Origin of the sequence: Pseudomonas sp. MYb541 (assembly GCF_037479595.1) — a bacterium.
Lineage (GTDB): Bacteria > Pseudomonadota > Gammaproteobacteria > Pseudomonadales > Pseudomonadaceae > Aquipseudomonas > Aquipseudomonas canadensis.
This window is the reverse complement of the sequence record NZ_JBBGYS010000009.1, coordinates 40,772-56,793: the sequence shown is the minus strand read 5'-3', so window position 1 is coordinate 56,793 and position 16,022 is coordinate 40,772. Positions and strand designations below refer to the sequence as shown.

14 protein-coding genes are annotated in these 16,022 nt (G+C 60.6%); 11 read left to right on the top strand and 3 right to left on the bottom strand.

The genetic code is table 11. The annotated features are described in order from the left end of the window. Positions 1-35: 35 nt before the first annotated feature. The 11 genes from WH299_RS07815 (at position 36) to WH299_RS07765 (ending at position 12,308) form a co-directional block, all read left to right on the top strand. Entirely contained in the window at positions 36-2,849 is a 2,814-nt protein-coding gene (locus WH299_RS07815; protein WP_339549981.1) for an acyltransferase domain-containing protein, read from the top strand. 146 nt (positions 2,850-2,995) lie between these two features. Next, positions 2,996-5,425, top strand: coding sequence for a TonB-dependent siderophore receptor (locus WH299_RS07810; protein WP_339549979.1), 2,430 nt, complete (start codon positions 2,996-2,998; stop codon positions 5,423-5,425). Between the two features lie 62 nt (positions 5,426-5,487). Continuing rightward, on the top strand, positions 5,488-6,591 hold the full coding sequence (locus tag WH299_RS07805; protein WP_339549978.1) for a PepSY-associated TM helix domain-containing protein: 1,104 nt from the start codon (positions 5,488-5,490) through the stop codon (positions 6,589-6,591). Beyond that, positions 6,588-6,764, top strand: a complete 177-nt coding sequence (locus WH299_RS07800; RefSeq protein WP_016977827.1) for a hypothetical protein — start codon at positions 6,588-6,590, stop codon at positions 6,762-6,764. Before WH299_RS07805 ends, WH299_RS07800 begins: the two co-directional genes overlap by 4 nt. 129 nt (positions 6,765-6,893) lie before the next feature. Continuing rightward, complete coding sequence (locus WH299_RS07795; protein WP_339549976.1) at positions 6,894-7,859, top strand: ornithine cyclodeaminase; 966 nt, start codon at positions 6,894-6,896, stop codon at positions 7,857-7,859. A 52-nt stretch (positions 7,860-7,911) separates the two neighbouring features. After that, a complete protein-coding gene (locus WH299_RS07790) occupies positions 7,912-8,673 on the top strand; it encodes a transporter substrate-binding domain-containing protein (RefSeq protein ID WP_178083518.1) in 762 nt (253 codons plus the stop codon). Between the two features lie 15 nt (positions 8,674-8,688). Further along, entirely contained in the window at positions 8,689-9,408 is a 720-nt protein-coding gene (locus WH299_RS07785; RefSeq protein ID WP_126569545.1) for an ABC transporter permease, read from the top strand. Beyond that, a complete protein-coding gene (locus tag WH299_RS07780; protein ID WP_123475028.1) occupies positions 9,405-10,115 on the top strand; it encodes an ABC transporter permease in 711 nt (236 codons plus the stop codon). Before WH299_RS07785 ends, WH299_RS07780 begins: the two co-directional genes overlap by 4 nt. 43 nt (positions 10,116-10,158) lie before the next feature. Beyond that, entirely contained in the window at positions 10,159-10,947 is a 789-nt protein-coding gene (locus tag WH299_RS07775; protein WP_122729499.1) for an amino acid ABC transporter ATP-binding protein, read from the top strand. A 79-nt stretch (positions 10,948-11,026) separates the two neighbouring features. Then, on the top strand, positions 11,027-11,644 hold the full coding sequence (locus tag WH299_RS07770) for a helix-turn-helix transcriptional regulator (protein ID WP_122729501.1): 618 nt from the start codon (positions 11,027-11,029) through the stop codon (positions 11,642-11,644). A gap of 34 nt (positions 11,645-11,678) precedes the next feature. Continuing rightward, positions 11,679-12,308 carry a glutathione S-transferase family protein gene (locus WH299_RS07765; RefSeq protein WP_339549974.1) on the top strand — a complete coding sequence of 210 codons (630 nt, stop codon included), beginning with the start codon at positions 11,679-11,681 and terminating at the stop codon, positions 12,306-12,308. A 174-nt stretch (positions 12,309-12,482) separates the two neighbouring features. Here the strand turns inward: WH299_RS07765 and creD are convergent, their stop codons facing one another. The 3 genes from creD to creB are packed head-to-tail and all read right to left on the bottom strand — an operon-like array spanning position 12,483 to position 16,015. After that, positions 12,483-13,856, bottom strand: coding sequence for a cell envelope integrity protein CreD (creD, locus tag WH299_RS07760; RefSeq protein ID WP_339549973.1), 1,374 nt, complete (start codon positions 13,854-13,856; stop codon positions 12,483-12,485). Between the two features lie 51 nt (positions 13,857-13,907). Then, positions 13,908-15,347: a two-component system sensor histidine kinase CreC gene (gene creC, locus WH299_RS07755; RefSeq protein ID WP_339549971.1), complete on the bottom strand. Its 1,440-nt coding sequence runs from the start codon at positions 15,345-15,347 to the stop codon at positions 13,908-13,910. Then, positions 15,347-16,015: a two-component system response regulator CreB gene (gene creB / locus WH299_RS07750; protein WP_028618212.1), complete on the bottom strand. Its 669-nt coding sequence runs from the start codon at positions 16,013-16,015 to the stop codon at positions 15,347-15,349. The genes creC and creB overlap by 1 nt, the downstream gene beginning before the upstream one ends. Between the last annotated feature and the right edge of the window lie 7 nt (positions 16,016-16,022).

Below are 16,022 nucleotides of genomic sequence, written 5' to 3'. Positions count from 1 at the left end.
ATAGACATCCCTAGTTGTTCTATGAGGATGAAACCATGTCGACGCTCCCGCACATCACCCGGCACACTTTTGCCTTCTGCTTCCCCGGCCAAGGCAACGACCCCTGCGGTGCCTTGGCTGACCTGCACCAACACGCCGAGGAATTGCGTACCTCGATAGATGCCATACTGGCGCTCATCGAACATGAAGCGGCGCAGCACGAACCCGGCCTGCAGCCCGGCCTGGTCACCCAAGTGTTACTGACCCATCAGCATGCTTTGCCGCTGCCTTCCGGAGTCACGCAACTGGCCCTGTATGGTGCGGCCGTGGTGCTCAACCAACTGCTCCACGACGCAGGCGTGCGGCCGGCACTGATTGTCGCACAGAGTTTTGGTGAGATTGCTGCGCGAGTGTGCGCCGGTGTACTGAGCATTGAGCAGGGCGTGCGTGCGGTCTGCGCCCTCAATGCGGCCTACCGTAGTGAAGAAGGCCGCGGCGGCATGTTGCTGGTCAACTTGTCGCCGGAGATGACGCAAGCGCTGCTCGACAGGTGGCCTGAACTGAAGCTGGAGTTGGGGTCGGTCAATGCCCCTGAGCAATGCATCATCAGCGGAGAAATGGACGCATTGCACGCTCTGCTTGAGCGTTACGGCGACAGCACCCCGCCGTTGCGCTGGGTGTCGATCGCCTACGCATCCCATTACTCGGCGCATCGGCATGTCGCAGAACTCATGAACGCATTGCTGCAACCCCTGGAGCAACAGCCGTTCAGGACCCCCGTCTATTCGACCGTTTTGGGGGGCTGTTACCAGCACGGGGATGACCTGCACGAGCTGTTCACCTTGGGCGTGACCGACCCCACCAACCTGCCCGAGACACTGGGCGCGTTGCCACTCGACAAATGCTGCGTGTTTATCGACATGGGTGTAAACCGAGGCATGTCGATGTGCATCCTCAAAAGCCTGCGCGATGCCAAGACCTACACGCCCCTCGCCGCACCACCTAGTGAACTTCGCCAACTACTGGCCGACTCACATACCCTGGACACTCTGCGCCAGCTGGTCAACGGGCCCGTCACCGCCCAGGCCCATGCGCACATGGCTCACACGTTCAACGACCCTGAGTTGCATCCGCAAACCAACCTGACCTTCCACGACGGCCACCGTCAGACCTATCGGCGCTTGCAGCATCTGCTCAAACAACTGCCCGACGGTATCCACGGATTCAAACAACCGGAGTGGTTGATGGCCGTGGCCACCCACGCGGCGGTCAATGATCCGTCGCTGTTCATGGGGTGCGTGATTCAGCAGGGTTTGTGCATCGGTACACTCCTGGCGTTCGAACAGGACCACCCGTACGCCGCCAAATGGCGATGCGAACTGGAGAAGGGCCAATGCCTGGGGGTCTACGCGCTGACTGAAATCGGCCGTAGCAACTCACACATGGGCCCCTGCCTGGAGGCGGTATTCGACACCGACACGCGCACGTTTGTGTTGAACACACCCAACAACGCTGCGCTGAAATTTGCCAATGTCGGTATCAATGATCTCAACAAGTTGGGCGTGGTGTTTGCCGAGTTGAAGGTTCAGGACCAACGCTGTGGTGTCTTCGCCTTTGTCTTGCCATTAAGCGACACACAGGGTCCATGCCCTGGCATTGAAATGTCTTCACCAGCAGAAATTCGCGCCGTACCGTTGGATTACGGCTTGTTGCGTTTTAATCAGGTCCGCGTCTCTTTTGACGCGTGGCTGTGTGACGGAGCGAACATTGATCAGTCCAACCGCTTTCAAGACCCACTGGGCAGCACTGACCGCCGTCTGATCCGCTCACTGTTCGCCCCCAAGAACGTGTGGGCGATGGTCGGCACCGGCTTGAGCTCCGTCATGCTGGCCTGTGCAACCCTGGCCCTGACTCACGCCAACCGGCGCACCACCCAGGCGAGAATCGGCAACGGCACAGGCTTGCTGGACTTTCGCACCCAGCGCCGGGCGTTATTCGGCTGCCTGGCGACAGCGTACGTCATGAAATGCTTTGCCAATGACTCCGCCCGCCTATGGATCGAAGGCACCGCCAGCCAGGCCTCCCTGCAAACAACCGGCACGGGCGATGTGACATGGACACCCTGGGCCGCCATCAGCCAGACCCTGGCGCTGACCAAAGCCCTGTGCGCGCCCGCCGCTGAGGCCGTGGCCACCGAATGCCGATTGCGCTGCGGCGTGGCCGGGGCGCTCAACCTCAATCGTTTCGCCGACTATGAAGGCATGGCCAAGATCTACCAGGACGCCGGTGGCAACAACCGCATGATCCTGCTGGATGCCGCCAAGGTCCTGATTGGCCAACCCTTGACCGAGCCCGCCCATCCGGACCCGCACGCTAACCTGGACGACGTTGACTACGGGCTGAGCATGGTCCGCACCCTGGAATACCGTTTGCTCACGGAGGTGGCCCACCATGTCGCCGCACACCGGGCTCAGGGAGAGGACGACATGCAGGTCTGGAACTCAAAACTGATGGTGGTTGCACGCGCTGGCGAGGCGCATGCCCAGCGCCTTGCCATCGAGAGTGCGGTAAAGGCCGGCAACTCACTGCAGCCTGGGCTTGCAAAAGATCTGGTGAGCGCGTTGTACGACCTGTACGTACTCGACTACCTGAACAAACACGCGGCCTGGTTTCTCAGCGAAGGGTTCATGGATGGCAAGCGCTACCGGGCACTGGAGGAACACCTCAATCAACGCAGCGACTTCCTGGCCACCCACGTCACGCTGTTGATCGAGGCCTTCGGCCAGGGTGATGCGACGCGTGCGGCAATCGCCAGTGCAGAAACTTACCCGGACGCCTTGGCCGCTAAACTGCAATGGGCGCAGGGCTAAACCTCACAACACACCTGAACCTTCAGGGCCATGCAGTGCGAAGAGTTGTGACCACTCACAGATTTATTTTCATTTGGCCCTATCACTTTTCGATTCTCGTTCGGCACCCAGGCAATTGAGAAATATTTCCATTCAGGAGCCGCCCCATGTCCCGCACGCTAGACACCTTGTTGCGCCCCAGCCTGTTAGCCGTGGCCATTGCCCTCAGTGCCCCGCTGGCCAGCACTACGCTGATCGCCGCGGAGCAGGCATCCAGCGTGCGCACCTACAACCTGCCGGCGGCACCACTGGCGACTACCCTGAACCAGATCGCCAGCCAGGGCGGCCTGGCGCTGACCCTCAGCCCGGCATTGGCGTCGGGCAAGACCTCGGCGCCGGTCCAGGGCCAGTTCGATGCGCCGGGTGCGCTGCGTGAGGCGTTGCGTGGGACGGGGTTGCAGCTTGAGCAGAGCACGGCGGGGACTTATACCCTGGTAGCGATTCCGGAGGGGGTCGTAGCGTTGCCGACCACCAATATCACCGGGCAGGACAGCTATGAAAGCGCCTGGGGCCCGGTCGACGGTTACCTGGCCAAACGCACCGCCGCGGGCACCAAGACCGACACCGCGCTGGTCGAGGCCCCGCGTTCGATCTCTGTCGCCACTCGCGAGCAGATGCAAGACCGCAACGTGCAGAACCTGGATGACGCCGTGAAATACATGCCGGGCATTGTGTCCGCCAGCTACGGCAGCGACACCCGCTACGACTGGATGCGTGTACGTGGCTTCGAACCCACCCAGTTCCTCGATGGCCTGCCGCTGCCGCGTGGCGTGTACGCCAACCCGAAGGCCGAGACCTGGAACCTCGACCGCCTCGCCCTGCTGCGCGGCCCGGCCTCCTCGGTCTATGGTCAAACCCCGCCGGGCGGCCTGTTGGATATGGTCAGCCGTCGTCCCAACGAAGAGTCGAGCAACGCCATTCAGGTGCAGTATGGCAGCGACAACTACCGCCAGATCAACTTCGCCAGCACCGGCAAGATCGACGATGACGGCCAGTTCCTCTACGGCCTCAGCGGCGTGGTGCGCGATGCCGGCACCCAGGTCGATCACATCGACAACAAGCGCTACAACCTTGCGCCGAGCCTGACGTGGAACATTGATCCGGACACCAAGCTGACCTTCCTGTCGCAGTTCACGCGGGACGATACGGGTACTACCAGCCAGTTCATGCCGATCCAAGGCACCAAGATTAAATCGCCGCTGGGTGACATTTCCCACCACAAGAACCTGGGCGATCCGGACTACGAGTTCTACGATCGCACCTACTACGCGCTGGGCTATGCGTTCGAACACCGTTTCAACGACACCTGGCAGTTCAAGCAGAACCTGCGCTACACCAAGTCGGAACTGGACTTCCGGCAGTTGACCGTGGGCTCTTATGCATTTTCCCCGGCAAATGCGGCGGGCGATATCAGCCGCTCGACCACCAACGTAAACGAAAACATTGGCCAGTTCGCGGTGGATAACAATTTCCAGGCGGATTTCGCCACAGGCGACGTTATCCACACCCTGTTGCTAGGCCTGGATCACCAACGCACCGACACGTCCTACCGTGCGATTTACGGGACCGCGTCAAACATCAACATCTTCAACCCGGTCAACACCACGCCGACGCTGCGCCCAACCGGCGTGCGACCTTTCTACGACTACAACCAGAAAACCGTGCAGACCGGCCTCTACGTGCAGGACCAGATGGCCTTGGACAAATGGCGCCTGACCCTGGGCGGGCGTGAAGACTGGGTACATCAGGGCACCACGTACTTCAACGATAACGACGCGACCAACACTGACCGCATCAAGCATTTCAGCGGCAACGCGGCACTGAGCTATGTGTTCGATTCGGGCTTCGTACCGTACTTGTCCTACGCCGAGTCCTTCCAGCCGGCGAGCAACGCCGATACCAATGCCACCAAAACCTTCAAACCGACGGAAGGCAAACAGTGGGAAATGGGCGTCAAGTATCAGCCGCCCGGCTCCAATACCTTGCTGAGCGCAGCGGTGTACGACCTGACGCAGAAAAACGTGCAGGTCACGACGCTCGGCGCAGGAGGCCAGCAAATCAACAGCCAGACCGGCGAAGTGAAGGTCAAGGGCCTGGAGCTGGAAGCCGTGTCTGACGTGACCGAGAACCTCAAGGTGATCGCCGCCTACACCTTGGCCAAATCCGAGGTGCAAAAAGGCATCTACAAAGGCAACCGCCTGACGTTGATGCCTAACCAGCAAGCCTCGCTGTGGACTGACTACACTTGGCACACCGGCCCGCTCGACGGCTTCGGCATCGGCTTTGGCGCGCGCTACACCGGCAACACCTACGGCGACCAGGCCAACACTTGGCTGGGCAAGGCCAACGCCTACACCGTGTTCGACGGCTCGGTGCATTATGACCTGGGCCGCCTGGATAACAGCCTCAAAGGTGCTTCGGTCAAGTTGAATGCCACCAACTTGTTCAACAAGGACTACCTGTCGACCTGTGATGGCAACTACTGCTACTTCGGCGACCAACGCAGCGTCGTCGCCAGCGCCACCTACCAGTGGTAATCGGCTGAGTTAACAACCGGGCCGCCCCTGTGGGCGGCCTTGGCATGTCTGAAGGCTGGAAAATGAAAAGCAAAACCATCCGCCGCTGGTCCTTCATCCACACCTGGACCAGCCTGATCTGCACGGTATTCCTGCTGCTGCTCGCCCTCACTGGCTTGCCGTTGGTGTTTCACCATGAGATCGACCACCTGCTGGGCAACGAGCCTGAATTGGCGCAAATGCCTGCCGACACACTGCAGCTCAACCTGGAGCAACTGGTGGCCAAGGCGCAGGCCCATCGCCCCGGCGAAGCCATGCAGTACCTGGCCTGGGACGAAGATGACAAGAACGGCGTGATCGCGATCATGGCCGCCACCGCCGGCACCGAGCCCAACGCGTCCCACACCTTCATGCTCGACGCGCGCACCGGTGAAGCGGTGGAAACTCCGGCGGCCAACGGCGGGTTGACCCTGTTCCTGCTGCGCCTGCATGTGGACATGTTCGCCGGCCTGCCGGGCAAGTTGCTGCTGGCGTTCATGGGCATTCTGTTTGTGCTGGCGATCATCTCGGGCACGGTGCTGTACCTGCCGTTCATGCGTCGCTTGAAGTTCGCCACCGTGCGCCAGGACAAATCCACGCGCCTGCGCTGGCTCGACCTGCATAACCTGATCGGCGTGGTCACCCTGACCTGGGCCTTGGTGGTGGGCGTGACCGGCGTGATCAGCGCCTGCGCCGACCTGATCATCGCCGCCTGGCGCCAGGACAGCCTCAGCGCCATGATCGAACCCTACAAAAACGCCCCTCCGCTGATCCAGCGCGCACCGGCTACCGAGCTGCTAACGATCGCCGCCAAGGCCGCGCCGGGCATGGAGCCGGACTTCATCGCCTTCCCCGGCACACGCTTTTCCAGTGAGCACCATTACGCCGTGTTCATGAAGGGCAGCACCCATCTCACCTCGCACCTGCTCACACCCGTGCTGATCGACGCCAGCACCCTGGCCGTCACCGCCATCGCCGAACGGCCCTGGTACATGGACGCCATGGGCATGTCCCAGCCGCTGCATTTCGGTGACTACGGCGGCATGCCGATGAAAATCCTCTGGGCGGCGCTGGATGTGCTGACCATCATCGTGCTGGTCAGTGGGATTTACTTGTGGATCGTGCGGCGCAAGGCGGGCAAGGCATGAAGCCGCGTCAGTCGAACTTCTGGAAAGTGTTTGGGATTCCGCTGGGGATCGGCTTGCTCAGCGCGGCCGGGTTGTTTGCGGCGTTGCTGGGGGATGGGCTGTGGGATTCGCTCAGTTGGGTCGGGTTGGGGGTGCCGGCAGTCATTGCGCTATGGGGACTGCTGCACCGCTGAGGCGGGCGCAAGAGATAACTCCATTGCAATAATTAGACATTAATAACAATTTATATACTTTGTTTAAATTCGATTAATCTCTGCCCCAGTCCACACATCCAGTGTCGTCAGCCTGCGGGGCAACACCCAATGACGTTTCCCATCTATAGCCTTCGCGATCTGCGCGCAGTGCTAAAGCGCAGTGACATGCTGCGCGTGACACGCGACGCCTGTATTCAACATTCCCAAAACAACATCGTCAGTGCCACGCCCGGCGAACTGCTGTTTCAAGCGCCTCCCGGGGATTGCCATGTCAGGCTCGGCTATTTGCGAGGCGGTGAGACCTTCGTAGTCAAACTGGCCATGGGTTTTTATGAGAACCCGTCCAAAGGGCTGCACACCAATAACGGGCTGATGCTGGTCTTCAGCTCACACACCGGCAAGCTCGTCGCCATCCTCAATGACGAGGGCTGGTTGACCAGTTGGCGGACAGCCGCAGCCGGGGCCTTGGCTGCAAAGGCTGGCGCACCCTCACAGGTCACCGCGCTGGGTATTCTCGGTACCGGGCATCAGGCCGAACAACAGGCCCAATGGGCTGCACAGCTCCTCGGGACGCCGCGTGTATTCATCTGGGGGCGGGACCCGAACAAAGCCACCCGCCTGGTTGAGAAGCTGGTGCATCAGGGCTTGACCGCCCAAACGGCCGCAACGGTGGAGGACGTATTCGAACACTGTAATGTCGTGATTACCTGCACACCGTCGACTCAGGCAATCGTTCCGGTGTCCGCTGTAAAACCCGGAACCCATATCGTCGCCATGGGCGCAGACAGCCAGGGAAAACAGGAGCTTGACCCTCAAATACTCGCGTTGGCCCGGGTCGTCATGACCGACGACCACCAGCAATGTGCCGAACGCGGAGAACTCGCCCACGCCCTTCGCGCCGGGTTGATCACCCACACCACCGACATCTCGCTGGGGCACGTGCTGGCCGGCAACCTCCCGGGGCGCACAAGCGCTGACGACGTGACCGTCGCTGACTTGACCGGCCTTGCCGCCCAGGACATTGCGATCGCCAGCCTCGCGCTTGGTCTGATCCAGGCCACGCCGTCTCCCTGATCCTCACCCATATGACACCTGAACCAACAATAACAATAAGGTAGGTATTCACATGAAAAAGCTGATGAGCACGATGACCGCAGCCACCGCCTGGCTGCTCTGCACCGCCGCGGGTGTTGCACAGGCAGAAACACTGCGCATTGCCAGTGAAGGGGCTTACCCACCGTTCAACTACGTGGACTCAACCAACACACTGCATGGCTTCGATATCGACATTGCCAACGCGTTGTGTGAGCGAATGAAGGTGCAGTGCACCTTTGTCACCCAGGACTGGGAGGGCATGATTCCCGGCCTGCTGGCGAAAAAATACGATGCGATCGTTGCCTCGATGAATGTCACCGAGGAGCGCAAAAAGACGGTCGCCTTCACCGATCGTTACTACCGCACACCGCTGTCGATCGCCGTGCCCAAAGACTCGGACATCAGCAACGCCCAGTCCAATTTCAAAGGCCTGACGGTGGGAACCCAGTCGTATTCGACACAAGCTATCTACGCCGAAGAACACTATGCCGCGGCCGGTGCCACCGTGAAGCTCTACCCCTCCCAGGACGAAGCCGCCAGCGACCTTGCAGCCGGGCGCCTGGACGCCGTCATCGCCGACAAATACCCCCTGCTGGCCTGGATAGAAGGCGCGGGCAAAGCGTGCTGCAGATTCCTCGGGGACGTCGACGGTACCAATACCGACGCTGCAATTGTGGTACGCCAGGGCGATGTGGCACTGCGTGAGCGACTGAACAATGCGCTGGACGAAATCGTCACCGATGGCACCTATAAAAAGATTTCCAGCCGTTACTTCGCCTTCGATATCTATTGATCTGCGGGGGCTCGCATGCTCGAACAATTGTCACTGTTATCGTTCGCCAGCGGCGGCTGGGGCTGGGCGCTGCTCGTCGGTGCCTTGGTCACCCTCGCGCTGGCCCTCGCCTGCGTGCCGCTCGGCTTACCCTTGGGCCTCGGAGTGGCCTTGGCGGCACGCTCCAAACGACGCTGGCTGCGTGCGCTAGCCACGGTATTTTCCACGGTGTTCCGTGGGTTGCCCGAGCTATTGACACTGCTGCTCATTTATTACGGCTGCCAAATAGCTGCACAACACGTGCTCGCCGCCGTGGGCTATCAAGGCGAGGTGATGATAAACACCTTTGTCGCGGCCATGATTGCATTCAGCCTGGTGTTTGCCGCGTTTTCCAGCGAGATCTGGTTGAGCGCTTTCAAGACCGTGGACAGGGGTCAATTCGAGGCTGCAGCGGTGTTGGGCCTGTCCACAGCCACGACCTTTCGCACCGTGGTCCTGCCACAACTGACGCGCACTGCCTTGCCAGGTCTGTCGAATAACTGGCTGTCCCTGCTCAAGGACACCTCGCTGGTGTCGACCATCTCCCTGGTCGACCTGATGCGCCAGACCAGCCTGGCGGTCAGCGTGACCAAAGAGCCCATGCTGTTCTACACAGTGGCCTGCTTGGCATATTTGCTTTTTTCGGCGCTGTCCGGCCGCGTGTTCCAGGTTCTGGAGCGACATTTCAGCCGCCATCAGCGGAGTACTCTGTCATGACCTTCGAGCATTGGCTGAGCAGGCTTCTCAACCTGGAACTGCTTGAGCGTTACGCCCCCCGTTTTATCGACGGCCTGCTGGTCACCGCTAAACTCGTGGCGATTTCTTTCAGTCTCGGTGCACTGCTGGGCCTGCTGATTGCGCTGGGCCGTTTGTCGAGCCATCGCTGGCTGCGCGGTTTCACTGGCGTCTACGTGTATGTCTTTCGCGGCTCTCCGCTGCTCGCCCAATTATTCCTGCTGTATTACGGCCTGGGGTCATTCAAACACTTCTGGCAAGACGTCGGCCTCTGGTGGTTCTTCCGGGATGCCTGGCTGTGCACCCTGCTGGCCTTCACCCTGAACACCGCCGCCTATCAAGCCGAGATCATGCGCGGTGCCCTGACCGCTGTCGCACCGGGCCAGCGCGAAGCCGCGCAAACCCTGGGCCTGTCGCGCTGGACCACCTTGAGAAAAGTCATCCTGCCGCAGTCGCTGCTGGTGGCCATAGGGCCGCTGGGTAACGAATTGATCCTGATGATCAAGGCCAGCGCCATTGCCTCACTGGTCACGCTTTATGACCTGATGGGCGTGACCAAATTGGTGTTCTCACGCAGCTTTGATTTCCAGGTCTACCTGTGGGCAGCAGCGCTGTACCTGGCAATCGTCGAACTGGTCAGACGAGCGCTCAAGCACCTTGAGCGGTCACTGAGCAAGCACATCGGGTAATCCGATTTCAACATCCCCACCCTTACGGTCCAGAGGGCAAGCCATGAATTCGTACACCATCGCGCCAGACGGTCTTCACCCTTCAACCAAGGCACCGCCAGAACCCGCGGTGCACATAAGCGGGTTGAACAAGTGGTATGGCAACTTCCAGGTCTTGCACGCCATTGATCTGACCGTCCGCCAGGGTGAGCGCATTGTCCTGTGCGGGCCTTCCGGCTCGGGAAAATCGACCTTGATTCGCTGCATCAGTCGCCTTGAAGTTGCCCAAAGTGGTGTTATTCGAGCCTTGGGAACCGACCTCGGCAAACCTACGCCAGCCAGGCATAAAACGCTGCAAGAGATAGGGATGGTCTTCCAGAACTTCAACCTGTTTCCCCACATGACCGTCCTGCAGAACTGCACATTGGCCCCCATGTCGGTGCGCGGCCTGGCACGCAGGGCCGCCGAAGAACTCGCCCGGCATTACCTTGGCAAGGTCGGTATTGCCAACCAGGCGGACAAGTATCCCAGCCAACTGTCAGGCGGCCAGCAACAGCGGGTGGCGATTGCCCGGGCATTGTGCATGGAGCCGAAAATCATGCTGTTCGACGAACCCACCTCGGCACTCGACCCGGAAATGGTCAACGAAGTGCTGGAGGTCATCGTCACATTGGCCGGCACCGGCATGACGATGCTGTGCGTCACCCACGAAATGGGCTTTGCCCGCCAAGTGGCCGAGCGGGTGCTATTCCTCGACGCAGGACGCATTGTCGAAGACCTGCCCCCTGAGGAGTTTTTTAACGCCCCCAAGAGCGACAGGGCTCAAGCATTCCTGGCGCAGATCCACCACTGAGAGCCGCGCCAACGCACCTGTCAAAGGTATGGACGACTCCGTACAATCACTCCCTCCACCTACCTGTGCTTGGATCGCCATGGCCAGTATCGCCTTCATGAATGCAGCGGCAGACGGCATCGCTGCTTTGCTTTTCCCCGACCTGGAAGCGGTGGTTCACGATGTCCGCAGCGGTTTGATCGTGCACATTGCCAACGGGTTCTCCAAGCGCAAAGTCGGTGATGCATCGCTGATTTGTGATCTTCCGGACCTGGCCCCTGGGCTGGATGTGCTAGGACCGTATGAGAAGGCAGGCCCCAACAATCGCACGCTACGCTCGATTTCTATCGTTGCCCGCTCGGAGAGCGGCGATATCGTTGCGCTCCTGTGTCTGAACTTCGATGTCACGGCGTTATCGCAGGTGCAGAAGCTGTTGAGTGGTTTTGCCGTGGGCCTGCAACCCCAAGCACGCCCCGCCCCTTTGTTCAGCGCTGACTGGCGGGAAACACTCAACGACATCGTCGAAAAGATATCCGTCGAACACTGCGTGCGGCGAAGTGACTTCGGGCGTACCGAAATCATGCTCGTCCTCGCACAAGCGCAAGCCAATGGGCTGCTGGACATACGCAACTTCGTCGATTATTTCGGCGAGTACTTCGAGATCTCCCGAGCGACGGTTTACAACTATTTGAAAGCCATTGCGCAAGAAAGCAATTGAACACAGGCCCCACTGCCCTTACCGAGGAATGCCCATGTCCACACCCAGCATGACCTTGTTCCACAACCCCGCATCACCCTTCGTGCGTAAGGTTCGCGTGTTGCTGGCTGAAACCGGCCAACAGGACCGCGTTGCGCTGCGCGGCTGCATGCCGACCCCGGTCAACCCGGATGCGCAGGTGCTGCAAGGCAACCCCGTGGGCAAGATCCCGGCCCTGCGCCTGGCCGATGGCACGGTATTGCACGACAGCCGGGTGATCCTCGATTACTTCGATCACCAGCACGTCGGCAACCCACTGATTCCCCGCGACGGCTCGGCCCGCTGGCGCCGCCTGACCCTGGCCTCGATGGCCGACGGCATCATGGATGCCGCCGTGTTGGTGCGTTACGAAACCGCCCTGCGCCCAGCGGAAAAGCACTGGGACCAGTGGCTCGATGAGCAGCGCAACAAAATCCGCCGCAGCCTCTCTGAGTTGGAAGCGGATGCGATTGCCGAACTGACCAGCCACTTCGACATCGCCGCGATCAGCGTGGCTTGTGCCTTGGGTTACCTCGACTTCCGTCATCCGGACATGCAATGGCGCCTGGATAACCCGAAGCTTGCCGCCTGGTATGCCGAGGTCAGCCAGCGGGCTTCGATGCAAGAGACCCAACCCCCGACCTAAAACCCACCGCAGTCCAGTGTGGGAGCGGGCTTGCCCGCGAATGCGGTCCATCAGTCACGGATTCATCAACTGACCCACCGCCTTCGCGGGCAAGCCCGCTCCCACAGTGGACGGTGGCGTTGTTGAGGTAGTCGATAATCCGCGCCTTCATTTGCTGATCCTCCCGCAACCCGATCATTGCACCGCCTCCAAATCAAATTCCAAAGGCTGTGCCGCTTTACGCTTGCCCACGCCATACCAATCCAACTTACGCGTCAGCACCATCACCGTGCCCAGCAGGCCGAACAGCAGCAACGAGCCCATCAGCAACGCGTAATCCTCGGCACTCAACAGCCCGTACAACAAGCCATACAACGCCGCCAACCCCGCCGAAAACCCCAGGCCGTGAGCGACGCTGCGCAGCACATGGCACACATAGAAGCCAATCAACAACACGCAGGCGCTGGCAGAGATGAGATAAGCCAGCGCGAACCCAATGTGCTCGGACAACGACAGCAACAGCAGGTAGAAAAACGCCAGCGCAAACCCCACCAACGCGTACTGCACCGGATGCACTGCCAGGCTCTTGAGTACTTCGAACAGGAAGAAGCCGGCGAAGGTCAGGGCGATGAACAGCAGCGCGTATTTGATCGCACGGTCGCTCTTGAGGTACTGGTCCACCGGATCGATGAAGTTCACGCCGAAGCTGCGGTTGTTGAAGTCTTCACAGCCCTGCTTGTCCAGGCAGGTTTGCAGCGCTTGCTCAAGGTTGGTGGAGAAGAACGAGGTCTGCCAGTTGGCGCTGAAGCCCTTGTCGGTAATCTCGCGTTGTGCCGGCAGGAAATTGCCGATGAAGCTGGGATGTGGCCAGTTAGAAGCGAGTGACACCTGGCTGGTCTTGCCCACCGGCACCACTTGCAGTTGCTCGGTGCCTTGCAGGCGCAGGTCGAAAGCAAAGTTCACGACGTTGGGCTTTTTGCTGTCGTGCTCCGGCAGTGTCACGTGCACGCCTTCGCCCAGCCAGTCCACCTGGGAGCCCGGTTCGAACTCCAACTGCTGGCTGCCCAGCTCCAGTTTCAGCGCGTTTTCGATGCCGCGAATATCGCTGATGCCCACCGCCAGAAACGCCGGCTCAAAGCGGTAATCGGCGAAGTCTTCGGTGATACCCAACTGCGCAGGCAATTCGAAACGCCCGCTGATGCGGTTGTCGGCATGGAACAGCCGCGCCTGGTAGATACCCCGTGCGCGCAGTTCGGTCTGCACCTTGCCGTCGAGCTCAAATCGGTCCGGCAGGAAATACAGACGACCGCGCTCTTCACGGGTGACTTCGTAGCGTTTGTTGAGCTTTTCATTGAGCTTCCACTCGCGGACGGTCTTGCGATACGGCACTACCATCACCGGGCCGGTGAGGCGCTGGGCGTAGCTGGAGCTGCGGGCGATGTCCATCAATACGCCATCGCGCAGTTGCTGGCGGTCGCTGATAATGCCGTTGATCATCAGCAACGGAATCAGCAACAGCAGGATCAGCAGCGCAATCGCGCCAAGTTTGAAAAGCAGGCTGCGGTTCATGGGTCTCTCCCTGTTTTGATGGGGAGAGTCTGGGCAGACCGTGTGGGGGATTTATGTGGGCAATGTGGAGACTGTGTGGAGATGCAGCACCACCTGCACGCCGCCGTCGACATTGCCGATCTGCAACGCGCCGCCGTGCAGCTTCATCACTTCCTCGACAAAGTTGAGGCCCAGGCCCGTGCTTTTGCGACCGCTGGCCGGGCGCGGCAGCGAGTAGAAACGCTCGCTCAGGCGTGGCAGGGCGTAGTCGGGAATCGGTGCGGCCTGGTTGAACAGGCTGACGTGCACATTGTCGTGTCGCGTCTGTGCGCTGAACTTCAACAAGCCGCCGGGCGGCGTGAAGTCCAGGGCATTGTCCAGCAAATTGCCCAGGGCCTGACGCAACAAGAACGGTTCGCCGTACACCCTCACATCCGCCGCAATAGTCTGCTCGACCTGCAACCCGGCGCCTTCAATCCGTGCGCATTGGGCCTTGAGTACCTCATCAACCATCGTCGCCAACGGGATACTCGCCTGCTCTTCCAGGCCCTGGCGCTGCTCGACCTGTGCCAGGTTCAGCAGGCGCTCGATCAACTGCTGAAGACGCGCGCTTTCGCTGTCGATATTGCCGACGAAACGCTGCTGTTGATCGCGGGTCATATCGCCCTGCAACAACTCTGCCGCGCCGCGAATCGCGGCCAAGGGGCTTTTCAATTCGTGGGTCAGGGTGTGTACGTAATGCTCGACGTAAGCCTTACCTTCCAACTGCGTGCGCATGTGCTCCACAGCGGTGGACAGCTGCTTGAGTTCACCACCACGGTAATGGGGCAGCTCGGCACGCCGCCCCTCGCTGACGGCTTCAGCGTAGGCAGTCAGACGGCGCAACGCGACGCTCAGCCACCATGACAGCAGCGCGCCCAACAGCAGGCCCAGAATCACCAGGCCCGCGCCGTACCACAGCAGGCGGCGTTCGGTGCGATCGACATAAGGCTGCAATGAACTGTTGGGTTTGGCCACAGTGACCACGCCGATGATCTGGCCGTTGTCGCGGATCGGTGCGCCCACATGCATAACCGACGAGGCAGGGTCATCCAGTTCGCTGCGGGTGGAGCGCGCGCCGTACTCGCCACGCAAGGTCAGGTACACGTCATTCCACTTCGAATAGTCTTGCCCCACCGCTTCGCCCGTGGAGTCGAGCAACACGGTGCCCTTGGCATCGGTCACGTAGATGCGATGATTGACCTGGTTCTTCGGCAAACCCCAGATGGTCGCCCCCGGCTGGCGGTTGCCATATGCCTTGAGCAGCTCCGGCCAGTGGCTTTGGCCGAGGGTGCCGTTCTTCACGTCATTACGCACGATCTCGGCCAGCAGGTTGGCGGTGTCCACCAGGGTTTCTTCGGTGGACTGGCGCACGCCGGGGCGGATTTCCTTCATCACCGTGCTGAGCACGAAGTAGCCGGTGAAGCCGATAAACAGCGCATACACCAGGAAAATCCGCAGCCCCAGGCGCATCAGCTGTTGCTCGGGCTGTAACTGTAGCCGAGGCCGCGATGGGTCTGGATCGGCTCGGCATCGGCGGCCACGCTGCGCAACTTGCTGCGCAGGCTTTTGATATGGCTGTCGATATTGCGCTCGTAGCCGGCATCCGCCGCCACGCCCACCGCGTCCAACAGTTGCTCGCGGCTGAACACGCGCTCGGGTTGTTCCAGCAGGCTTTGCAGCAGGCGGAACTCGTGTCGTGTGAGGCTCAACGGTTGGCCGCGATAGCTGATCTGCATACGCTCCAGATCAACCTGGAACACCGCGGGCGCAGCACCTGGGCCAATCCGTTTCAGGATCGCCCGGACCCGCGCCGTCACTTCCCGTGGGCTGAAGGGCTTGACCACATAATCGTCGGCGCCGATCTCCAGGCCCACCACGCGGTCGATCTCGCCATCTCGTGCGCTGAGGAACATCACCGGCACTTCACTGAACCGGCGCAGTTGCTTGCAGGTTTCAAAACCCGTGATATCCGGCAGCCCGATGTCGAGGATGATCAGGTCGGCAGGCGTCTGGCGCTGATGCTCCAGCGCCGCCTGGCCGAGGGTCAGCCAAGTGGTGGTGAAGCCCTCGCCTTGCAGGGCGAAAATCAGCGTGTCGGCAATTGCCGCCTCGTCTTCGACAATCAGGATATGCGCCATGGTGGTC